Here is a 17,944-nt window from a genome sequence, read left to right as displayed (position 1 = left end):
CATGGTTAACGAGGGCTCAGCAAAGACGCGCGAACGGCGCGACCGGGATCGCTCCACCGCCCCCAAACAGGGCGTGCTGCATCAGGGCGTGCTCGGCGGGGCCAAGCTCAATCCGTTCGGCGACCTGCATACGTTGCAGCATCTCTCCGCCCGGTTCGCGCGCGGCTTGCGCGGCGTGTTCGAGCCGCTGCTGCGCCAGGAGGTCCGCTGCTGGGCCGAGCCTTTGGTCGTCCAGCGCTTCACCGACTACCGTGCCGAGCGCAGCGACGCGCTGACCGCGTGGCTGCCGCTGATCATGACGCCGGGCATGGCGCAGGCGCTGTGCATCATGGACGGCAAGTTCGTGCTCGAGATGCTCGACATGTTCTTCGGCGGCACCGGTGCTGCGCCGCACGTCCTGCCGAGCGAATTCTCGCCCGCCGCAGAGGCGATGGTCGCGCGGATCGGCCAGATGATCGCGACCCCGCTCAAGACCGCGTGGGAGCCGATGGCACGGTTCGATTTCCTGCCGACGCGCGTCGAGGTGAACCCGGCGATGATCGTCGATCTCGACGGCGAGGACGCGATGATCGTCACGCGCTTCGGCATCGCCGCGGGGAACGCCAAGCCGGTGTTCCTCGATCTCGTCTACCCCGTCTCCGCGCTGAAGCCGCATGCGCCGTCGCTGACCGCCAAGGTCGTCGGCAAGTCGGCCGAGCCCGATCCGGCGTGGCGCAACGAGCTGACCCGCGCCGCGATGAACGTGCGCTTCCCGATCCGCTCGGTCCTCGCCGAACCGGTCGTGAAGCTGACGATGCTGATGGACCTGAAACCCGGCGACGTGATCCCGATCACCATCTCGGGCGACGTGCCCGTGATGGTCGGCAACAACCGGCTCGGCTGCGGCACGGTCGGCACGTCCAATGGCTTTGCCGCCATCCAGCTCACCTCGATTACCCGTTTCGACGAAGGATTTGCAGCATGAACGACATGACCGGAGGCTTCCCTGTTGATGCCGCGGTGGCCGCCAATTTCCGGCTGCTCCAGGATGTCGACGTCAAGCTGACCGTCGAGATCGGCTCGACCAGCCTGACGCTGCGCGAACTGCTGGCACTCGGCGAATCCAGCGTGATCGAGCTCGATCGCCAGGCCAACGAACTGCTCGACGTGTTCGTCAACGGCACGCTGATCGGTCGCGGCGAGGTCGTCACGGTCGGCGAGCGCTTTGGCGTGCGGATGACCGAGCTCGTATCGCCCGACAAGCGCGGCTGATCCCGATGCTCTGGACCTACATTCTCAAGCTCGTCATTCTGCTGCCACTGGTGTGCGGCCTCATGTTCGGCTGCCTGTATCTGTGGCGCAAGTTCGAGAGCCGGATGCCGGGCAAGCCGTCGACTCGGCTGATCGGCGTCAAGGAAACGATGATGATCTCGCCGGGCCTGCGCCTCGCGGTGATCGATTTCGAGGGCCGCCGGCTGCTCGTCTCGGTCGGCCGTGGCGGCGTGCATTTGATCGACAAGGTCGACGCATGACCGCCGCTGTTCGTCCAACGGTGACCCGCAAGGGCTCGGGCCCGGCCTTGTTTGCCGCGTCGACCGCCAAACCGTTTTCCCGCGAACGCGGGAATCCAGGAGCCACGAACGGCGCGCTGCTTGGTCCTGGATCCCCGCGTTCGCGGGGAAACGGGTGGGTGTGGGTCATCCTGGCTCTAGTTCTCGCCCTGTTCCTAGCCATGCCCGCCTTCGCCCAAGCCGTCCCCGCCCCGACCAACCCCGCGGTCGGCGACGCGGTCGATCGCGCGCTCGGCCAGCTCGGCGGACAGGCCGCGGGCAATACCGGGCAGAGCGGCTCGCTGTCGCTGTCGCTGCAAGTCCTCATCATCATGGGGCTGCTCACGGTCCTGCCGGGCATCCTGCTGATGATGACCAGCTTCACGCGGATCATCATCGTGCTCGCGATCCTGCGCCAGGCGCTCGGGCTCCAGCAGACGCCGCCGAACCAGGTGCTGCTCGGCCTGTCGCTGTTCCTGTCGTTCTTCATCATGGCGCCGACGATCAGCCAGATCAACACGACCGCGATCCAGCCCTATGCCGCCGGGCAGCTGGCGGGCACGCAGATGATCACCACCGCGGGCGTGCCGCTCCACGCCTTCATGGTGAAGCAGACGCGGATCAAGGACGTGACGATGTTCGCGCAGATCGCCAAGTCCGGCCCGTACGCGTCCTCCACCGACATCCCCTTCTCGGTCCTGCTGCCCGCCTTCGTCACTTCGGAACTCAAGACCGCGTTCCAGATCGGCTTCCTGATCTTCCTGCCGTTCATCGTCATCGACCTGGTCGTCGCGACCGTGCTGATGTCGCTCGGCATGGCGATGCTCAGCCCGACGATCATCTCGATGCCGTTCAAGCTCCTCCTGTTCGTGCTCGTCGACGGCTGGGCGCTGACGATGGGCAGCCTCGCCAACTCGTTCGCGACCTGAGGCGATGGACGCCCAATATTTCCTGACCGTCGCCAACCAGACGATGTGGGTGCTGGCACTCGCCAGCGCGCCGATCCTGATCCCGGCGCTGCTCGCGGGGCTGATCCTCGGCATGATCCAGGCGGCGACGTCGATCAACGAGCAGACGCTGTCGTTCGTGCCGAAACTGGTCGTGGTCGCGGTGTCGATCCTGATCTTCGGGAGCCTGATCCTCGGGTTGCTTAGCGATTTCACGATCGGGATCTTCGAACGTATTCCGGATCTCGTTAAGTGAGGCGCAGCGCCAGCGCGGCGACGTCCGCGCACTTAGCGCAAGCCCGGCCGGCCTTGGCACAGCCAAGGACCGACGACGCGGCTGTGCCGCGGCGCTGGCACGCCGAACACGCGACCGTCCCTTCTGCTCCCCTCCCGCTTGCGGGAGGGGTCGGGGGAGGGGCGTGCACCACCAACCGGACGCCAGTACGTACGTCGCGCCCTCCCCTGACCCCTCCCGCAAGCGGGATGGGGATTTAGTCGTGTTGGGCTTCGGGCTCTCGATCGAGCCGCAACTCTGGGCGCTCGTGTTCGTGATGATCCGCATCGGCGCGACGTTCATCGCCGCGCCCGTGTTCGGGGCGGTCGCGGTGCCGCTGACCGTGCGCGTCACGCTGTCGGGCGCGATCGGCTTCCTCGTGCTCGCGGTCCATCCGATCGTGCCGCCGGCGAGCATCTTCTCGGTGACCACCGTGCTGTCCGCCGCCGCCGAGGCGCTCGTCGGCCTGGCGCTCGGCTTCGTCCTACAGATCGCGTTCGCAGCTCCCGTCATCGCCGCCGAGGTGATCGGCGGCGCGATGGGGCTCGGCTTCGCCTCCTCGATCGACCCGCAGAACGGCAAGTCGTCGCCCGCGCTCGGCCAGTTCTTCTCGATCATGCTGACTTTGCTGTTCCTGTCGGTCGACGGCCACCTGATCCTGATCGACATGATCGTGAAGAGCTATGAGGTGCTCCCGCCCGGCGCCGCATGGATCGGCGTCGAGCGGCTCAAGGCGATCGCGTTCTTCGGCGGCTATGCGTTTCTCGCGGGGCTCTTGCTCGCGCTTCCGGTCGGCTTCCTGCTGCTCTGCCTCAACATCGTCGTCGGCATGCTGAGCCGCGCCGCGCCCTCGCTCAACCTGTTCGCGGTCGGCCTGCCCGCCAGCCTCGCGGTCGGCGTCATCACGCTGGCGATCGCGTTCCCGACGATGGGCGATTACATGCTCGTCATCGTCCGCGAAGGCCTGTCCGCCACCGAGAACCTGGTGCTCGGCTGATGTGGGAGGGTGCCCATGTCTGAAGATTCGGGCGAAAAAACCGAAGCCCCAACCGCAAAGCGCAAGAAGGATGCGGTCGAGAAGGGCGACATCCTCAAGTCGCGCGACTTCGCCACCGCATTGAGCATGCTCGCCGGCGTCGCCTGGCTGATCTACGCCGGCCCGACGCTGATCGCCGCGTGCAAGGCGATCATGAGCTCGAGCTTCCAGTTCACGCATGCCGATGTCGAGGATTTCGCGCCCTGGCGCCCGCTGATGGAGGCGGGTGGCAAGCTCGCCCCCTCGCTCGTCACCTTGTTCATCGTCAGCATCGGCGCGGCGATCCTGAGCCAGGCGGGGCTCGGGTCGCTCGGGTTCAACGGCGGTCTGCTCGCGCCCAAATACAGCCGCGTCGATCCCGCCGCGGGGCTCAAGCGGATCTTCGGCGCGAATGGCTGGATCGAGCTCGGCAAGTCGCTGCTGAAGGTGATCCTGCTCGGCACGATCGGCGGCTGGATGCTGTGGAACGCGGCGCATTCGACGATGGGGCTCGCCTCGTCCGCGGATCTCAACCAGGCGCTGTCGACGCTCGGCGGGATCTTCAAGGGCATCCTGATCGCGATGGCGTTCGGGCTGTGCGCGATCGCGGGCATCGACCTGCCGATCCAGATCATCCGCCGCCTCGGCAAGATGCGGATGTCGAAGCAGGAGGTGAAGGACGAGCACAAGTCGACCGAGGGCAATGGCGAGGCGAAGGGCCAGATGCGCGCCAAGATGCGCGCGATGGCGAGCGGGGGCTTACGCAAGTCGGTCGCGGAGGCGCATGTCGTGCTGACCAACCCGACGCACTTCGCCGTCGCCCTCCGCTATGATCGCGGAAAAGATCAGGTGCCGGTGGTAGTCGCCAAGGGCCGCGGCGCGACCGCACTGGCGATCCGCGAACTGGCCGCGGAGGGGCGCGTTCCCGTGCTCGAATATCCGATGCTCGCGCGTGCAATCTATTACACGAGCAAGGAAAACCAGGAGGTTCGCGACGACCTGTACATGGCGATCGCGACGGTGCTCGCCTTCGTGTTCGGGCTGAACGCGGCGGCCGGCGGTACGGCCGCGGGCGTCCAGCCGTTCGTCACCGTGCCCAAGGACGCACGATTCGACGAAAACGGCATGAAACAGACCTAAAGATCGGCCGCGAACGGTCGTTCTTACAGATGCGCGCGCACGTGCAGGGAATTTGCCATGGTAACATCGACCAGCAGCACGACGGCCACGCCGACACCGACGCCCACGCCGACCGCCCAGAGCGCGGTCAACGCCGCGACGCAGGCGCTGCTGACCGGGCTCAGCGCGGGCTCGGGCGTCGATACCGGCACGCTGGTCACCTCGCTCGTCGAAGCGCAGTTCGCCGCGCGCACCGCCGCGCTGAAATCCAAGTCCGACACGCTCACGTCGCAGATCTCGGGCGTCGCCTCGCTCAAGAGCACGATGACCGGTTTCTCCACCGCGCTCGCCAATCTGGTGAAGGGCGGCAGCCTGCAGACCCAGCCGACCAGCTCGAACGCCGCCGTCCTGTCCGCCACCGCGCAGTCGGGCGCAAAGCTGTCGGGCCTGTCCGCTAGCGTCACCGTCACGCGCCTCGCCACCGGCCAGGTCGCGCGCACCAACACCCCCGTCGCCGCCGCCGACCGTGCGACCTCGCTCGGCACCGGTGCGCTGACGCTCAAGATCGGCACCGGCGAGGACGTCGCGATCGATATTGGCGACGGCAGCATCGATGCGATCGCGGCGGGTATCAACGCGTCGAAGAAGGGCGTCACCGCTTCCGTCGTCACCGATGCGCAGGGGCGCGCGTTCCTGTCGGTCAAGGGCGCGACCGGCAGCGACAACGCCTTCACCCTGAAGGGAGCCAACAACGACGCGCTCGACATCGGCGGCACCGCGACCAAGACGAGCCTGGTCTCGACCGCGCAGAACGCGCAGATCACCGTCGACGGGATCGCCGTCGAGCGCCCCGGCAACACCGTCAGCGATCTCGTCTCGGGCGTGACGCTGCAGCTGAACGCGGTGTCGACCGTGCCCGTATCGCTGACCAGCACCGCGCCGACCGACGCGCTGACCCAGGCGGTGAACGACGTCGTCACGACCTATAACGAAGTCCTCGCGACGGTCACCGCGCAGACCGATCCGATCACCGGCAACCTGCGCGCCGATCCGGCGGCCAAGTCGCTGCTGAGTTCGCTGAAGGCGCTGACGTCGAAGCCGCTGGTCGGCGGCGCGGTCGCCGGCCTCCCGCGGACGTTGTCGGAGCTGGGCGTCGCGACCAACACCGACGGCACGCTGCGCGTCGACAGCACGCTGCTCGCCAAGCAGCTTGCCGCCTATCCCGACACGATCGAATCGATGTTCGCGCCGTCGGGCACCAACGCGCTCGGCCTGTCCGCGGCGCTGACCGCGCTGACCACCAGTGCGACCAGCACGCTGACCGGGCTCGGCGCGTCCACCGTGCGCTACACCGCGGCGCAGTCGGACGTGACCAAGCAGCAGGACAAGGTCGCCGACCAGACGGCGCAGCTCACCACGCGCCTGACTCAGCAATATGCCAGCATGAACTCGCGCGTGTCGGCGTATAAATCGACGCAGACCTTCCTCACCGGCCAGATCGCCCAGTGGAACAAGACCTCGTGACCTACGCCTCCACGCTCGCGCGCGACCCGTTCGCCACCTATCGCCAGATCGACGCGGTCGGCCGCACCGCGACTGCGGACGGCCCGGCGCTCGTCCAGCTGCTCTACAAGGAACTCGTCGCGGCGCTGCGCGCCGCCGCCTGGGCCTGCGAAAAGCGCAAGTTCGCGGTCAAGAGCGAGCGGATCACGCGCGCCACCGCGATCCTGTTCGCGCTCGAGGCCGGCCTCGATTTCGAGAAGGGCGGGCAGGTCTCGGAGACGCTCGCCCGGCTGTACGGCGGCGCGCGCAAGACCGTCATCAACGCCTCGCTCGGCCACGACCCCAAGCCGTTCCGCGACTCCGCCGACATGCTCGACGAGATCGCCCAGGCCTGGCGGACCGCCAGCGCCGCCTGACGGCTAGCGGCGGAACCAGTGGCGCATGGTGAAATACGCCACGACCCCCACCGCGATCAGCACGCAGGCCGCCGCGATCGCGTCGAACGCCCAGGGCTCCTCGGCATAGGGCAGCCCCTTGACGTTCATGCCGTACAGCCCCGTGAGGAACGTCAGCGGCAGGAACACCATCGCCGCGATCGAGATGATCAGCGAGCGACTGTCGATCTGCTCCGCGCGCATGTCGGTGAGCGTCTCATGGATCAGCGCCGCACGTTCGCGGATCGATTCGAGCTCCTCCGCCATCCGCGCCGCGCGATCCGCCGCCGCCGCAAGATGAAGGCGGTCGTCGTCGGCGAGCCAGTCGCCGGGCAACGCCGCCAATTTCTCCAGCGCGGCGCGTTGCGGACTGAGGAAGCGTTTATAGCCGATCGCCGCCACGCGCACCTTGCTCACCGCGCGGCGCAGTTCGAACACGCGGTTGGCGTCGAGCTGCTCCTCGCAATCGTCGAGCTCGTCACCGAGCGTCGCCACGTCGGGATCGAGATCGGCGGTGATCGCGGTCGCAAACGCCGCGATGAGGTCGCCCGGATCGCGGACCTCGCCGCGCTCGACCATCTTTTCGACCTCGGCGACCGCGATCAGCGGCTTGCGCGTGACCGAGAATACCCGCCCCTTCACCGCCCAGATCCGCACCGAGGCGAGCAGATCGGAGGTGTCGAGTTCCTCCTTCGATCGCCCGCGCAGATTGAGGAACGCGCCCTCGCCAACCGCCTCGCACCGCGGCCGCGTCTCGGTTGCGGTCAGCGCGTCGACGACATAGTCGAGCAGCTTGGCCTCGTCGCGCAGCCAGGTCTGCGCATGCTCGGCAGTGGTCGACAGATGCACCCAGACGAGATCCGCCGTACAGCCCAGCGCGTCCTGCACGTCGATCCGCGCCGCCTTGCCGTCGGTGATGCGAAAGCCGAACCCGCTCAAAGCGCCATCTCGATCTCGATCGATAGCCCGGTACCGGGATCCGCGGGCATCGGCGCGCACAGCCGCGCGGCATCGGCACGCGCCCGGTCGAGGATCGCCGCAGGAGCGTCGGGGCCATGATAGACGCGGTCGGCACTCGCCAGCGCGCGCGCCTGCCGCAACGTCAGGTCTTCGGGATCGTCGGACAGCAGCACCAGCGTGATCGCCACGTCGCGCGTCGCAGCAGGCGCGCCCGTCGGCGCCAGCCACGCATCGACATCGTGCGTCGGCGACAGCGGATCGAGCAGCCCGCCCGCCGCCATTGCGGTCGCCAGCGCGCGACGGCGCTCGCCCATGTCGGGCCAACGCTTGCGCAACGCGCTGCGCGCCGCCTGCAAGGCCAGCGCTAGTTTACCCAGATCGCCCGGCACCAGCGCCTCGAGCCGCTGCCGCAACGCCGCGGCAAGCCCGGCCGACACGCCGCTCGTCCCGATCGCGATCAACACCGGCGCGCGGTCGACGATCGCCGGCAGCGTGAAGTCGCACAGCGCCGAGCGGTCGACCGCATTGACTAAGATCCCGCGCGCCTTCAGCCGCGCGACCGCCGCCAGCGCCTCGTCCTCCTCGTCGATCGCGACGATCGCGAGCGAGGCTGTGGCATCCTCGCCGACCACATCGGCGCCGGCGCGGTCGAGCAACCGCCGCTTCGCATCCGCCGCCTCGCCGTCCCCCAGCAGGATCACCGGGCGCCCCGCCAGCCGCACGAACAGCGGCAGGCTCTGTAGCGAGGGGGGCGGCGCGGGATTCACCGCTTGAGCCATTCCGGCACACGCTCGGCGGCCAGGATCGTCTCGGGCTGGATCCGGTCGGCGACCACCGCGAACCGGTCGCCGTCGACCAGCACTTCGGGCACCAGCGCACGGCTGTTATAGGTCGACGCCATCGTCGCGCCATACGCGCCCGCGGTGCGGAACACGCCGAGGTCGCCCGATTTCACGACGTCGATATCGCGCCCCATCGCGAAGGTGTCGCCGGTCTCGCACACCGGCCCGGCGATGTTGGCAGTCATCCGCTCGCCGGTCGGCGCGACCGCGACGAAGTCGTGATACGCATCGTACATCGCGACGCGCGCGAGGTCGTTCATCGCCGCATCGACGATCACATACGGGTTCACGACGCCCGGCTTCACCCAGATCACCTCGGTCAGCAACACGCCCGCATTGCCCGCGATCACGCGGCCGGGCTCGAACATCAGTTCGACGTCCCAATCGGCGGTCGCGCGCGCGACCATTGCGCCATAGTCGGCCGGGCTCGGCAGCACGTCCTCGGGCTTGTACGGCACGCCCAGGCCGCCACCCAGATCGACGCGGCTGATCGTGTGCCCGGCAGCGCGCAGTTCGGCGACCAGCTCGCCGATCCGCGCATAGGCGGCCTCGAGCGGTACCAAGTCGGCCAGCTGGCTGCCGATGTGGATCGCGACACCGCGCAGGTCGAGCCCGTCATGCTTCGACAACCGGTCGAACATCGCGACCGCCTGGTCGATCGCGACGCCGAACTTGTTCTCCTTGCGCCCGGTCGAAATTTTCGCGTGCGTCCCCGCGTCGACGTCGGGGTTCACGCGCAGCACCGCGGGTGCGCGTTCGCCGCGCGCATGCGCGAGTGCGGCGAGAACCTCGCCTTCCTCCTCGAGCTCGAGGTTGAACTGGCCGATCCCGGCATCGAGCGCCTGAGCGAGCTCGCGCCGCGTCTTGCCGACGCCCGAGAACACGATGTCCGACGCCGGGATGCCCGCCGCCAGCGCGCGCTGCATCTCGCCCGCCGAGACGACGTCCGCGCCATAGCCCTCGTCGGCCAGCACGCGCAGCACCGCGACATTGGGGTTCGCCTTGATCGCATAGGCCAGATGGACTCGGCCCGCAGGCTTCAGCGCATCGCGGAATACCTGTGCATGGCGGCGGAAGGTGGCGGTCGAATAGACATAGACGGGGGTACCGACGGCCTCGGCGATCGCCGGCAGGGCGACATCCTCGGCATGCATCACACCGTCACGATAGGCGAAATGGTTCATGGATCAGGTCTTCAATTGGGAGGCGGCAGGTCGAATTCGTCGCTGCGGCGCTCGTCGGATTTGGTCAGCAGCTCATCGCTGCGCTGCGGGCGTTGCTGCGTGGTGGGCGTGAGCAGCTGCGCGGCGGTCGGCTGGGTCTTGGCACCATAAGGCGCGACCGGGAGAGTCTTGCCCTCCGCGGGCACCAACCCGTCCGCCGCGCCGCAGCCGGCCAGTGTCAGCGCCAACCCCGAAAGTGCGAGTAACCGTTTCATGCCGTTTCTCCCCCCGCCGTCTTGGTGCGCGCCGCGCGGATTGCGGCGCGCACATTGTCGGGCGCGGTGCCGCCAAAGCTCGTCCGGCTGGCGACCGACGCGTCGACCGAGAGCACGCCGTACACACGTTCGTCGATCCGCGCATCGATTGCCTTCAGGTCCTCGATCGGCAGCGCGTCGAGCGCGACCTTCCGCTCCTCCGCCAGCTTCACCGCACGCCCGGTGACATGATGCGCCTCGCGGAACGGGAGCCCGGCCTCGCGCACCAGCCAGTCGGCGAGATCGGTCGCGGTCGCAAAGCCCGACTCGGCCAGCCCGCGCATCCGATCGGTCCGGAACGTTGCGCTCTCGACCATCCCGGTCATCGCCGCGATCGACAGCGCGAGCAGGTCGTGCGCCTCGAATACCGGCGGCTTGTCGTCCTGCATGTCCTTCGAATAGGCGAGCGGGAGGCCCTTCATCGTCACCATCAGCGCGGTCATGCAACCGAGGATACGCCCCGCATGCCCGCGCACCAGCTCGGCCGCATCGGGGTTGCGCTTCTGCGGCATGATCGAGCTGCCGGTCGACCATTGATCGCTGAGCGCGACAAAGCCGAACGGCTGCGACGCCCACAGCACGAACTCCTCGGCCAGCCGCGACAGGTGCAGCGAGGTCTGCGTCGCCGCGGTCAGATACTCGATCGCGAAATCGCGGTCGCTGACACCGTCGAGCGAATTGGTCATCGGTCCGTCAAAGCCGAGCGCGGCGGCGGTCATCTCACGGTCGATCGGAAAGCCGGTGCCCGCGAGTGCGGCCGAGCCCAGCGGCGACCGGTTCATCCGTGCGCGAGCGTCCGCGAACCGCCCTACGTCGCGCGATATCATCGCGTGATACGCCATAAGATGATGCCCGAGCGTCACCGGCTGCGCGGACTGGAGATGCGTGAAGCCGGGCATGACGCTCGCCGCATGCTCTTCGGCGCGTGCCAGCAGCGCCGCCTGGAAGCTAGCCAGCGCCGCCAGCGCCTGATCGATCGCGTCGCGCACCCACAGCCGGAAATCGGTCGCGACCTGGTCGTTGCGCGACCGCGCGGTGTGCAGGCGCCCGGCGACCGGGCCGATCGCGTCGGCGAGCCGCGCCTCGGTCTGCATGTGGATATCCTCGAGGACCAGATTCTCCTCGACGCCGTGCTCGGCATAATGCGCCGCGACCGTATCGAGCCCCGCCGCGATCGTGGCCGCATCCTCGGCCGAGACGATGCCCTGCTTGCCGAGCATCGCGACATGCGCCTTGGAGCCCGCAATATCCTGCTGCCAGAGCCGCTTGTCGAAGGGAATGGAGGCGTTTATCTCGCGCATGACCGCCGCCGGGCCCTCGGCGAACCGCCCACCCCACATCGAATTGGAACCGTCCATGGTCTTGCGTCCTGTGTTCACGTCGCGCCCAATCATCTGTCTGGTTGGAATGGGCCTGCTGGTCGCCGGCTGCGATAGGAAATCGCCCGCGCCGGAGCAAGCAAACGTCGCCGCGGCGAATACGGCGTCTGCCGACGAGGTCGCGCCCGGCCCTGCCCCCGACGAAGCCACCGGCCCCTCGGCCAGCACCGAAAAGCTCGACCGCAGCCACAAGGGCGAGACCGGCCCGACCGTCGCCTTCACCGCGCCCGACGGCAAACCGGTGACGCTCGCCTCGTTCAAGGGCAAGCCGCTGCTGCTGAACCTGTGGGCGACGTGGTGCGCGCCGTGCGTCGCCGAGATGCCGACGCTCGATGCCGCCGCCAAGTCGCTCGCCGGCAAGGTCCAGGTCATCGCGGTCAGCCAGGACCTGCAGGGCGCGGAGAAGGTGACCCCGTTTTTCGCCGCCAAGAGCTTCACGACGCTGAAGCCCTATCTCGATCCCAAGCTCGGCCTCAGCCTCGCCTATCAGGCGAACCTGCCGACCACGATCCTGTACGATTCGGCGGGCAAGGAAGTTTGGCGGATGACCGGCGGGTATGAATGGAACACCCCCGCGGCTGCCAAGCTGATCGCCGAGGCATCGTAAGGCGCGAACAACGCTGGATATTGTGCCGACCCGCCTTGGTGACGAGCCAAAGGTTGATGGCGGGCCGGCACAACTGTCCTAACGCATGACCGTGCGAAAAACTGCAGAACGGGCAAAGAATGATCCAAATGCGATGAGCCGAGTTGGAAGACGCGGCCATGCGCGTACCGTCGGGCCCGACGCGCCTGTATGCGCTGGCCGCAGGTGGTTGCCCGCGCGGGCACTGGCCCGGTAGGACCAAGCACGCTTTGGCGGCCGTGACGGCGCCGGCCCGGTGAAAGGGGGACGAGATGGAAGAACCCCGCATCGATCGATTGTCGAACCGGCACCGCGACGTGCTGCGCGGCGTGGCCGCGTTGCGCAAGACCAAGCAGATCGCCGCGGATCTCGGCATCGCGCCTGGCACCGTCGACGGCTACATCGCAGAGGCGGTCCGCATCCTCGGCGCGACCGATCGCGGCGATGCGGCGCGCATGCTCGCCCGGCACGAACGCGCCGACCCGCTATCGGAGACCCCGGCTGCCGCCCCCGGGCAATCAGGGGGGCAATCTCCATGGGTGGCCGCGCCGCCACCACCGATGACACAGATCGGCCAGCCGGTCGCCGAACCGGACGCATCCCACGATACCCGTGCGAACAGCATGGGCTCGCTCGCAGGGCTGCTTCCGATCAGGCGCACGGGGCAGCGCAGCAACGACCTTCCGGTCGCGCTTCGCCTGCTCTGGATACCGGCCATCGCAGTGATCCTTGCGGTCGGTTTCGGCATGCTCGCAAGCGGTCTCAAGGTGCTCGCCGACCTGATCGAACGGCTGGGACACCTGTCTGGATAATCGATCGAGAAGGCCGCCCCCGGCGGACACGTCCATGGACACGCAGCTTGCAACGACCGGCACCGAGATCGGCATCCTGCTGAACCGGCTCGAAGCCCAACTGGCCGAGGCCTTTGCGATCTGCTCGCACCTCGCCGTCGCCAGCGCCACCTTTGGCAGCACCGCGGGCGTCACCCCCCGTATCGCCCAGCCCGTCGTCCAGGAGCTCGGCGGCGCGATGGCCGCGATCGCGCAGGCGCAGGGGCATGTCATCGCCGCGCACCGCAGCGCCGAACGGATCGGCAAGTTCGTCGGTTTCGGCGATGGCCTGCCCAAACCGGATCAGGCATTCTTCACCGGTGCGGATACCAGCCATCTCTCGATCGTCGCCGCGGCGGCCTGACGCGACTCCGGCGCGCGCGACATGATCCACGTCCTGGTCTATTACGTCATCGCGCTGGCGACGTGCTGGTTCGCGTTCCGCCATGGCGGGCGGCCCGAACGACTCGTCGCGGCCGCGTTCCTGCTCGCCGCGATCGCGTCGAGTGGGCTGGCGTTCTCGGCGCGGCCCGCCTTCCGGTCGGTCGACGGCGCGTTGCTGTCGGTCGATCTCGCCCTGCTCGCCGGGCTGGTCGCGGTCGCGATGTTCGCGAACCGGTTCTGGCCGATCTGGATCAGCGCGCTGCATTTGCTGGCGATCACGGTCCACGGCGTGCGGGCCTATGATCCGACGCTGGTGCCCTGGATGTACGCCGCCGCGATCAGCAAGATCGCCTATCCGATGCTCGCCGTGCTGATCGTCGGCACCGAGCGCCACCGCAGGCGCCGCTGGTCCTATGGTTGCGACCCGGACTGGTCGAGCGTGTTGAAATCGCCCTGACCCCGCCCCTGCGGTCACGATACCCACACCGCCTTCAATATATGGAACGACGCCGATGAGCGCCCCCCTTCGCCTGCGCTACCCGACCGAGCCATCCTCGCCCAACGCTGTACCGGCGGAGACCACGCCACTGCAGATGCCGCCTGAAACAAGTGCTTGCGGCGTCGGCACCGAAACCGATGTCGATCCGTCGTCGCCGCCCGAACTCGATCGTGCACGCGCGTTGATGCATCAGCAGCAGGCGCGATCGACCGCCTTTGCCTCGGTCCAGGCGCTGTTCCAGGATCCTGCATGGGACATCCTGCTCGCGCTGTTCGTCGCCTATGAGGAGGGGGCACCGCTGACGATCGACGCGGTGCGCGCCGCCACCGGGCTGTCCGAGGTCACGATCCGGCGTTGGCTGCTCACGCTCGAGCATCGGGGGCTGATCACCTGCTGGCCGCAAAGCGAACCACTGTCCCGCCGCTCGCTCGGCCTGACCGACGACGCGCTGACGATGATGCTGCACTTCCTGCAGGAAATTTAGGGAGCGTGTCCTTTGACACATAAACCTGACCGCTCACGTCAGAACAGAACATGATCTGTCAAAACCAGCTGACAGAATTGTTGACCGATCACGCAATTTTTTGACAAGATTTTGTCCTAGACGATCACCCAAGCCCCTGCCCCTCCGGCATCTCGCGTGGCGGATTGGCGAATTATGGGGTCGAAGCAGTAGCAAGCAGCGCCTGGTACGAGCGGCGTGGTGGCAATTGACTACCCGGCGGCTTCGCGCCCCGATGTACTCTCGCTCACCAACAAATAACATGGCCGCGATTTATCGCTGACCGAGGTTGAAGCCCGTAGCTAACGCACGGCACCTGATCGCGCTTGCCATTCCGATCTTCCGCCAGAGCATGCTGAGACATGACACGGCCCCGTATCATCCTGATGATCGTGCGATGGCCGAGTCGGGTGCCGCCCTTACCATTTTTGGCAAGACGCTCACCTAGGCACGCCCGATGCGGGCCAAAGCTGTCGCCGCCTCTCTTAACTCCGCTATGAAGGGCGAGGCTTCGGCTACGCTGCCTTCTGCAGATCGCTCAATTTTTGAAACTCTGTGAGAATGTCGGCGTGATGCTGCGCCAAGTAGCGGACTATGCGGACGTTACCAAGCAATCGGTTCACGTAGCCGGCTGCAAGCATCAGGTCGTACTGATCAGAGCTGTACGTCTGCTCAACCGCGCGCAGCTGCCGGTCGACGTTCTCGCTTTCGCGCTGCATCGTCGCCACCTGATCCTCGGTTAGGCCGGCCATGCGCCGCGGCTTGCCGGCGACGAGTTGATCATCGGGTGTGGAGGCGACTAGCGAACGGGCATAGCTTACCGAGAACCGGTTCATAGTGACCATAGCCATGGCGGCTTCGACTTGGCGGACGGGCTTCATAAAACGAAGCTCGGTGAACACGTGGATGGGCACGTGCCGGTCTTTAAGTAGCTCAGCCGCCTCAGGGCAAATCCCAACCAACAGGTTCCGCTTCTTTCGAATGCTGGCAATGTCGACGTTCAGCGCCCGCGCGAGCCTTTCCTCAGATACCCCCTTCTTGACCGCGTTCAGGATCATCCGATGCTCTTGAATGGTCGCGATCCGGCTGACTCGCTTGTTATAGGTGAAGGCTTCGTCGTCGGTCGCAACTAGGCATACGAGCTCAGTGTCGCCGCGCTCCCGCACGATCTCAACACGCAGATGTCCATCAAGCAGATGGTAGCGTTCGGGATCGGTTGCATCTCGAGCGACCACGGGCGGCTCGATGATACCGACCTCGGCGATGGAAGCGGCGATCTGCCCGTACTTTACCGACTTCTTCACCGACGCGGAGATCGTGCGAAGCGGCATGATGCAGTCAATAGGAATGCGAAGGCTCGCCTCCTCAAAAGCCAGCTTGACTGGGATGGCCGTGTGCCGACTGCTCACGACGAGGCTTCCATGCGATCAAGGTGCAATGCGAGATTCTCGGGCATGGTCCCGAGCCCCTCATCCTCGATTAGGGCCGTAAACTGCTCGCTGAGACTAAGCCGGCGCAGCGCCTCGGTAACAAGAAGAAGTCGGTCACGTGCAACGTTAGCCCTTCGGATCAGGCCGCGCTTCCGATCGACGTCCTCCTGGTATGCACGGATCAGCGCTGCCGGCGACAGTTTCTGGTTAACTGGCGGCTTACCGGTCTGCTGTCTTAGGTGCTTACCACGCCGGCGCCGCTCTTCGACGATGCGTTTTGCCGCCATCAGCTTACGTCCGCGCAGCGTTCCCTTTTCATAAGCCAGTTGGAGAGCACGCTGTACGTCGTGATCTTCCGCCTCAGCGATATCAACGGCAACGCTTAATGGAATAGTCCGCGCTTCGACCGAACGTAGCAAGCGCTGTTCGCCTTTTTCGAGGAGGCGACCGACGCCACTTACATATTCGAGCGTGAGGCCGGTCTTGCGAGCAATCTGGGGCAAGCTGTGCCCGCGCTTGCGCATGCCGCCGATGTCCTGGAGCAAGTCAATCGCACTGTGCTGGCGCCGGGCACAATTCTCGACCAGGCTGGCGATCAGACAATCCTCGGGATCGGCTAACACGACGAGGGCAGGCACCTCGATCTGTCCAAGTTCCTGATACGCTTCAAGGCGTCCTTGACCACAAACGAGATCGTAGAAGGGCCCGTCTGCCTCCACTCGACGCGTGACAGTAATCGGTCGTTTGAGCCCGACTTGAGCGATATTGTCGACGATTTCCGTAAACGAACGCTTGTTGCGGACTCGCGGATCGAACCAGGCGGGCAAGGTCTCGTAGGTCGGCATCGGATCGTCGGCGGCCATGATGAGCGAGCGCGACCATAGAATCCCGGTGTCATAGTAATGGCGACAGTCCATCGCGCCATCGATCTCAAGCCAGTGGGAGGCCTCGGGGAGCAACTGGGTAGGCAATGGATGTCGCGCGAACGGATTATGGAAGACCTCCAGTTCCGCGCACCATGGTTCCCAGCCCTGCGGCCAGAGCGCGCGATACTCGTGCGAGAGCACATCGAGGCAGAAGGGAATGCCATCAAGCGCACCGGGGTTGCGGTCATAAAAACGCCCGTATCGCACATAGCGGCCGACATGGGACTGCATGCCCCGGGTCAGCGCTGCGCGATTGAATTTGCTGAGCGCACAGGCATTGGTGAAAATGACCGCCGACAGCTCGGCATGGGCCTCGTCGCGAAACATCCCGGCCGGGAACTGCGAGGAGCCGAGCAGCCGATCGACCTCATAGCCAGCGGCGACGCGTTTCCCGTCGACCTCGATCGCCTCCGCGCCGAAGCCATAGAGATAACCGAGCAGCGCTTCGCGGCTCCACACCATCGATGACGGGGCATGGAAATCCTCCAGCGCGATCGCAAAGGGGTGTCCTGCGACATGGTCCATATCCGCATAACGGCGTTGCAGCTTGCTGCCGATGGTCTTCGCGAAGCGAAGGGCAGCAGCCCCGAAGAACAGCTCTTCATTCTGCTCGGGCTGGCTCGACGGAATTGCACCGACTGGCTCGAATCGCGCCTGCGGATTGGCGGTGACCGCCTCGACCCACGCGGTCCCGCCTTTGCGGTTCTCGATGAGAAAATCCGGAGACTCGCAGGGCTGCGTCACCAGCAGTCCTTGCTCACGAAACGAGGCGAGGAGCTGCGCTTCCCAGAGCCGGGTATGAAAGTTCTCGGTCTGGCAGTCGGCGGCCCAGTTGCGGTCGGGGCGGGGTAGCGAAAGATAGAGCTGGTTGAGCAGCCAGGCGACATTGCGATGACTGTTCGCCGTCAGCATCTTGAAAGTCTCACTCGGCTCGCGGCCCTCCAGATCATAGAGCGCTGTCCGCCGCTGGACGCCGGGTGGGACTGGTTCGGGCGGCTCACCCTCGCGCAGCTCTACACGCGCACGATCTCGCGCCGCGTCGGCGTCCACAAGACCTAGCAGATCGCAGGTCGTTGCCCAGACGCCGTCCGTCCGCCGGCGCATAACAATGAGGCCGAGATCGCCATGATCGGTGTGGCGCGTGATGATTGCCAAGGCCTTGCCGTCGTCGGTTTCCCAAGCCTCATGCGGAAGTTGGTCGCCAAAACCATGACCGCGCGGCAGCGCGAGCGCGTAGATGTCAAACCTGCCGAGTGGAACCTCGTTCAT

General features: G+C 66.4%; 21 protein-coding genes. 14 read left to right on the top strand and 7 right to left on the bottom strand.

Going from position 1 to position 17,944, the window contains the following annotated elements; translation table 11 throughout:
* Position 1: 1 nt before the first annotated feature.
* From C8J26_RS01940 to C8J26_RS01900, 9 genes are all read left to right on the top strand, one after another.
* Positions 2-964, top strand: a complete 963-nt coding sequence (locus C8J26_RS01940; RefSeq protein ID WP_107956499.1) for a flagellar motor switch protein FliM — start codon at positions 2-4, stop codon at positions 962-964.
* Positions 961-1,251 (top strand): flagellar motor switch protein FliN, encoded by a 291-nt coding sequence (gene fliN / locus C8J26_RS01935; protein WP_056054132.1) that lies wholly within the window; start codon positions 961-963, stop codon positions 1,249-1,251. Before C8J26_RS01940 ends, fliN begins: the two co-directional genes overlap by 4 nt.
* Positions 1,252-1,256: 5 nt before the next feature.
* Positions 1,257-1,511 carry a flagellar biosynthetic protein FliO gene (locus C8J26_RS01930; RefSeq protein WP_055874442.1) on the top strand — a complete coding sequence of 85 codons (255 nt, stop codon included), beginning with the start codon at positions 1,257-1,259 and terminating at the stop codon, positions 1,509-1,511.
* Positions 1,508-2,458, top strand: a complete 951-nt coding sequence (gene fliP / locus C8J26_RS01925) for a flagellar type III secretion system pore protein FliP (RefSeq protein ID WP_107956498.1) — start codon at positions 1,508-1,510, stop codon at positions 2,456-2,458. Before C8J26_RS01930 ends, fliP begins: the two co-directional genes overlap by 4 nt.
* A gap of 4 nt (positions 2,459-2,462) precedes the next feature.
* Positions 2,463-2,732: a flagellar biosynthesis protein FliQ gene (gene fliQ, locus C8J26_RS01920; protein ID WP_055874447.1), complete on the top strand. Its 270-nt coding sequence runs from the start codon at positions 2,463-2,465 to the stop codon at positions 2,730-2,732.
* Positions 2,733-2,973: 241 nt separating this feature from the next.
* Complete coding sequence (gene fliR, locus C8J26_RS01915; protein ID WP_082445078.1) at positions 2,974-3,747, top strand: flagellar biosynthetic protein FliR; 774 nt, start codon at positions 2,974-2,976, stop codon at positions 3,745-3,747.
* Between the two features lie 15 nt (positions 3,748-3,762).
* Complete coding sequence (gene flhB / locus C8J26_RS01910) at positions 3,763-4,905, top strand: flagellar type III secretion system protein FlhB (protein WP_107956497.1); 1,143 nt, start codon at positions 3,763-3,765, stop codon at positions 4,903-4,905.
* A gap of 57 nt (positions 4,906-4,962) precedes the next feature.
* Positions 4,963-6,408: a flagellar filament capping protein FliD gene (gene fliD, locus C8J26_RS01905; protein ID WP_107956496.1), complete on the top strand. Its 1,446-nt coding sequence runs from the start codon at positions 4,963-4,965 to the stop codon at positions 6,406-6,408.
* Entirely contained in the window at positions 6,405-6,803 is a 399-nt protein-coding gene (locus C8J26_RS01900) for a flagellar export chaperone FliS (RefSeq protein ID WP_056412994.1), read from the top strand. Before fliD ends, C8J26_RS01900 begins: the two co-directional genes overlap by 4 nt.
* Before the next feature lie 3 nt (positions 6,804-6,806).
* On the opposite strand, the gene C8J26_RS01895 is transcribed toward C8J26_RS01900, so the two are convergent.
* Genes C8J26_RS01895 through argH form a run of 5 tightly spaced genes read right to left on the bottom strand, consistent with a single transcriptional unit; the run spans position 6,807 to position 11,440 of the window.
* Positions 6,807-7,760, bottom strand: coding sequence for a CorA family divalent cation transporter (locus C8J26_RS01895; protein WP_107956495.1), 954 nt, complete (start codon positions 7,758-7,760; stop codon positions 6,807-6,809).
* Positions 7,757-8,548, bottom strand: coding sequence for a precorrin-2 dehydrogenase/sirohydrochlorin ferrochelatase family protein (locus C8J26_RS01890; protein WP_244185117.1), 792 nt, complete (start codon positions 8,546-8,548; stop codon positions 7,757-7,759). Before C8J26_RS01890 ends, C8J26_RS01895 begins: the two co-directional genes overlap by 4 nt.
* The gene (lysA, locus tag C8J26_RS01885) at positions 8,545-9,807 is read right to left on the bottom strand and encodes a diaminopimelate decarboxylase (protein WP_107956493.1); all 1,263 of its coding nucleotides are present in this window, start codon (positions 9,805-9,807) and stop codon (positions 8,545-8,547) included. The genes C8J26_RS01890 and lysA overlap by 4 nt, the downstream gene beginning before the upstream one ends.
* 11 nt (positions 9,808-9,818) lie before the next feature.
* The gene (locus tag C8J26_RS01880; protein WP_107956492.1) at positions 9,819-10,061 is read right to left on the bottom strand and encodes a hypothetical protein; all 243 of its coding nucleotides are present in this window, start codon (positions 10,059-10,061) and stop codon (positions 9,819-9,821) included.
* Positions 10,058-11,440 (bottom strand): argininosuccinate lyase, encoded by a 1,383-nt coding sequence (gene argH / locus C8J26_RS01875; protein ID WP_107956491.1) that lies wholly within the window; start codon positions 11,438-11,440, stop codon positions 10,058-10,060. Before argH ends, C8J26_RS01880 begins: the two co-directional genes overlap by 4 nt.
* Before the next feature lie 16 nt (positions 11,441-11,456).
* On the opposite strand from argH, the gene C8J26_RS01870 reads away from it, so the two are divergent.
* From C8J26_RS01870 to C8J26_RS01850, 5 genes are all read left to right on the top strand, one after another.
* A complete protein-coding gene (locus tag C8J26_RS01870; RefSeq protein WP_107957017.1) occupies positions 11,457-12,086 on the top strand; it encodes a TlpA family protein disulfide reductase in 630 nt (209 codons plus the stop codon).
* A 290-nt stretch (positions 12,087-12,376) separates the two neighbouring features.
* Positions 12,377-12,916, top strand: a complete 540-nt coding sequence (locus tag C8J26_RS01865) for a helix-turn-helix domain-containing protein (RefSeq protein WP_107956490.1) — start codon at positions 12,377-12,379, stop codon at positions 12,914-12,916.
* A gap of 34 nt (positions 12,917-12,950) precedes the next feature.
* A complete protein-coding gene (locus C8J26_RS01860; protein ID WP_107956489.1) occupies positions 12,951-13,298 on the top strand; it encodes a hypothetical protein in 348 nt (115 codons plus the stop codon).
* A gap of 21 nt (positions 13,299-13,319) precedes the next feature.
* Positions 13,320-13,775 (top strand): hypothetical protein, encoded by a 456-nt coding sequence (locus tag C8J26_RS01855; RefSeq protein ID WP_107956488.1) that lies wholly within the window; start codon positions 13,320-13,322, stop codon positions 13,773-13,775.
* Between the two features lie 55 nt (positions 13,776-13,830).
* The gene (locus C8J26_RS01850; RefSeq protein ID WP_107956487.1) at positions 13,831-14,301 is read left to right on the top strand and encodes a response regulator; all 471 of its coding nucleotides are present in this window, start codon (positions 13,831-13,833) and stop codon (positions 14,299-14,301) included.
* A gap of 533 nt (positions 14,302-14,834) precedes the next feature.
* Here the strand turns inward: C8J26_RS01850 and C8J26_RS01845 are convergent.
* Together C8J26_RS01845 and C8J26_RS20780 are read right to left on the bottom strand one after the other, a co-directional pair.
* A complete protein-coding gene (locus C8J26_RS01845; RefSeq protein ID WP_056409630.1) occupies positions 14,835-15,728 on the bottom strand; it encodes a plasmid partitioning protein RepB C-terminal domain-containing protein in 894 nt (297 codons plus the stop codon).
* On the bottom strand, positions 15,725-17,944 hold the full coding sequence (locus C8J26_RS20780; RefSeq protein ID WP_244185115.1) for a ParB/RepB/Spo0J family partition protein: 2,220 nt from the start codon (positions 17,942-17,944) through the stop codon (positions 15,725-15,727). Before C8J26_RS20780 ends, C8J26_RS01845 begins: the two co-directional genes overlap by 4 nt.

Source organism: Sphingomonas aurantiaca (assembly GCF_003050705.1).
Lineage (GTDB): Bacteria > Pseudomonadota > Alphaproteobacteria > Sphingomonadales > Sphingomonadaceae > Sphingomonas > Sphingomonas aurantiaca.
The sequence above is the reverse complement of the archived record's forward strand: the minus strand, read 5'-3'. Positions and strand labels throughout refer to the sequence as shown.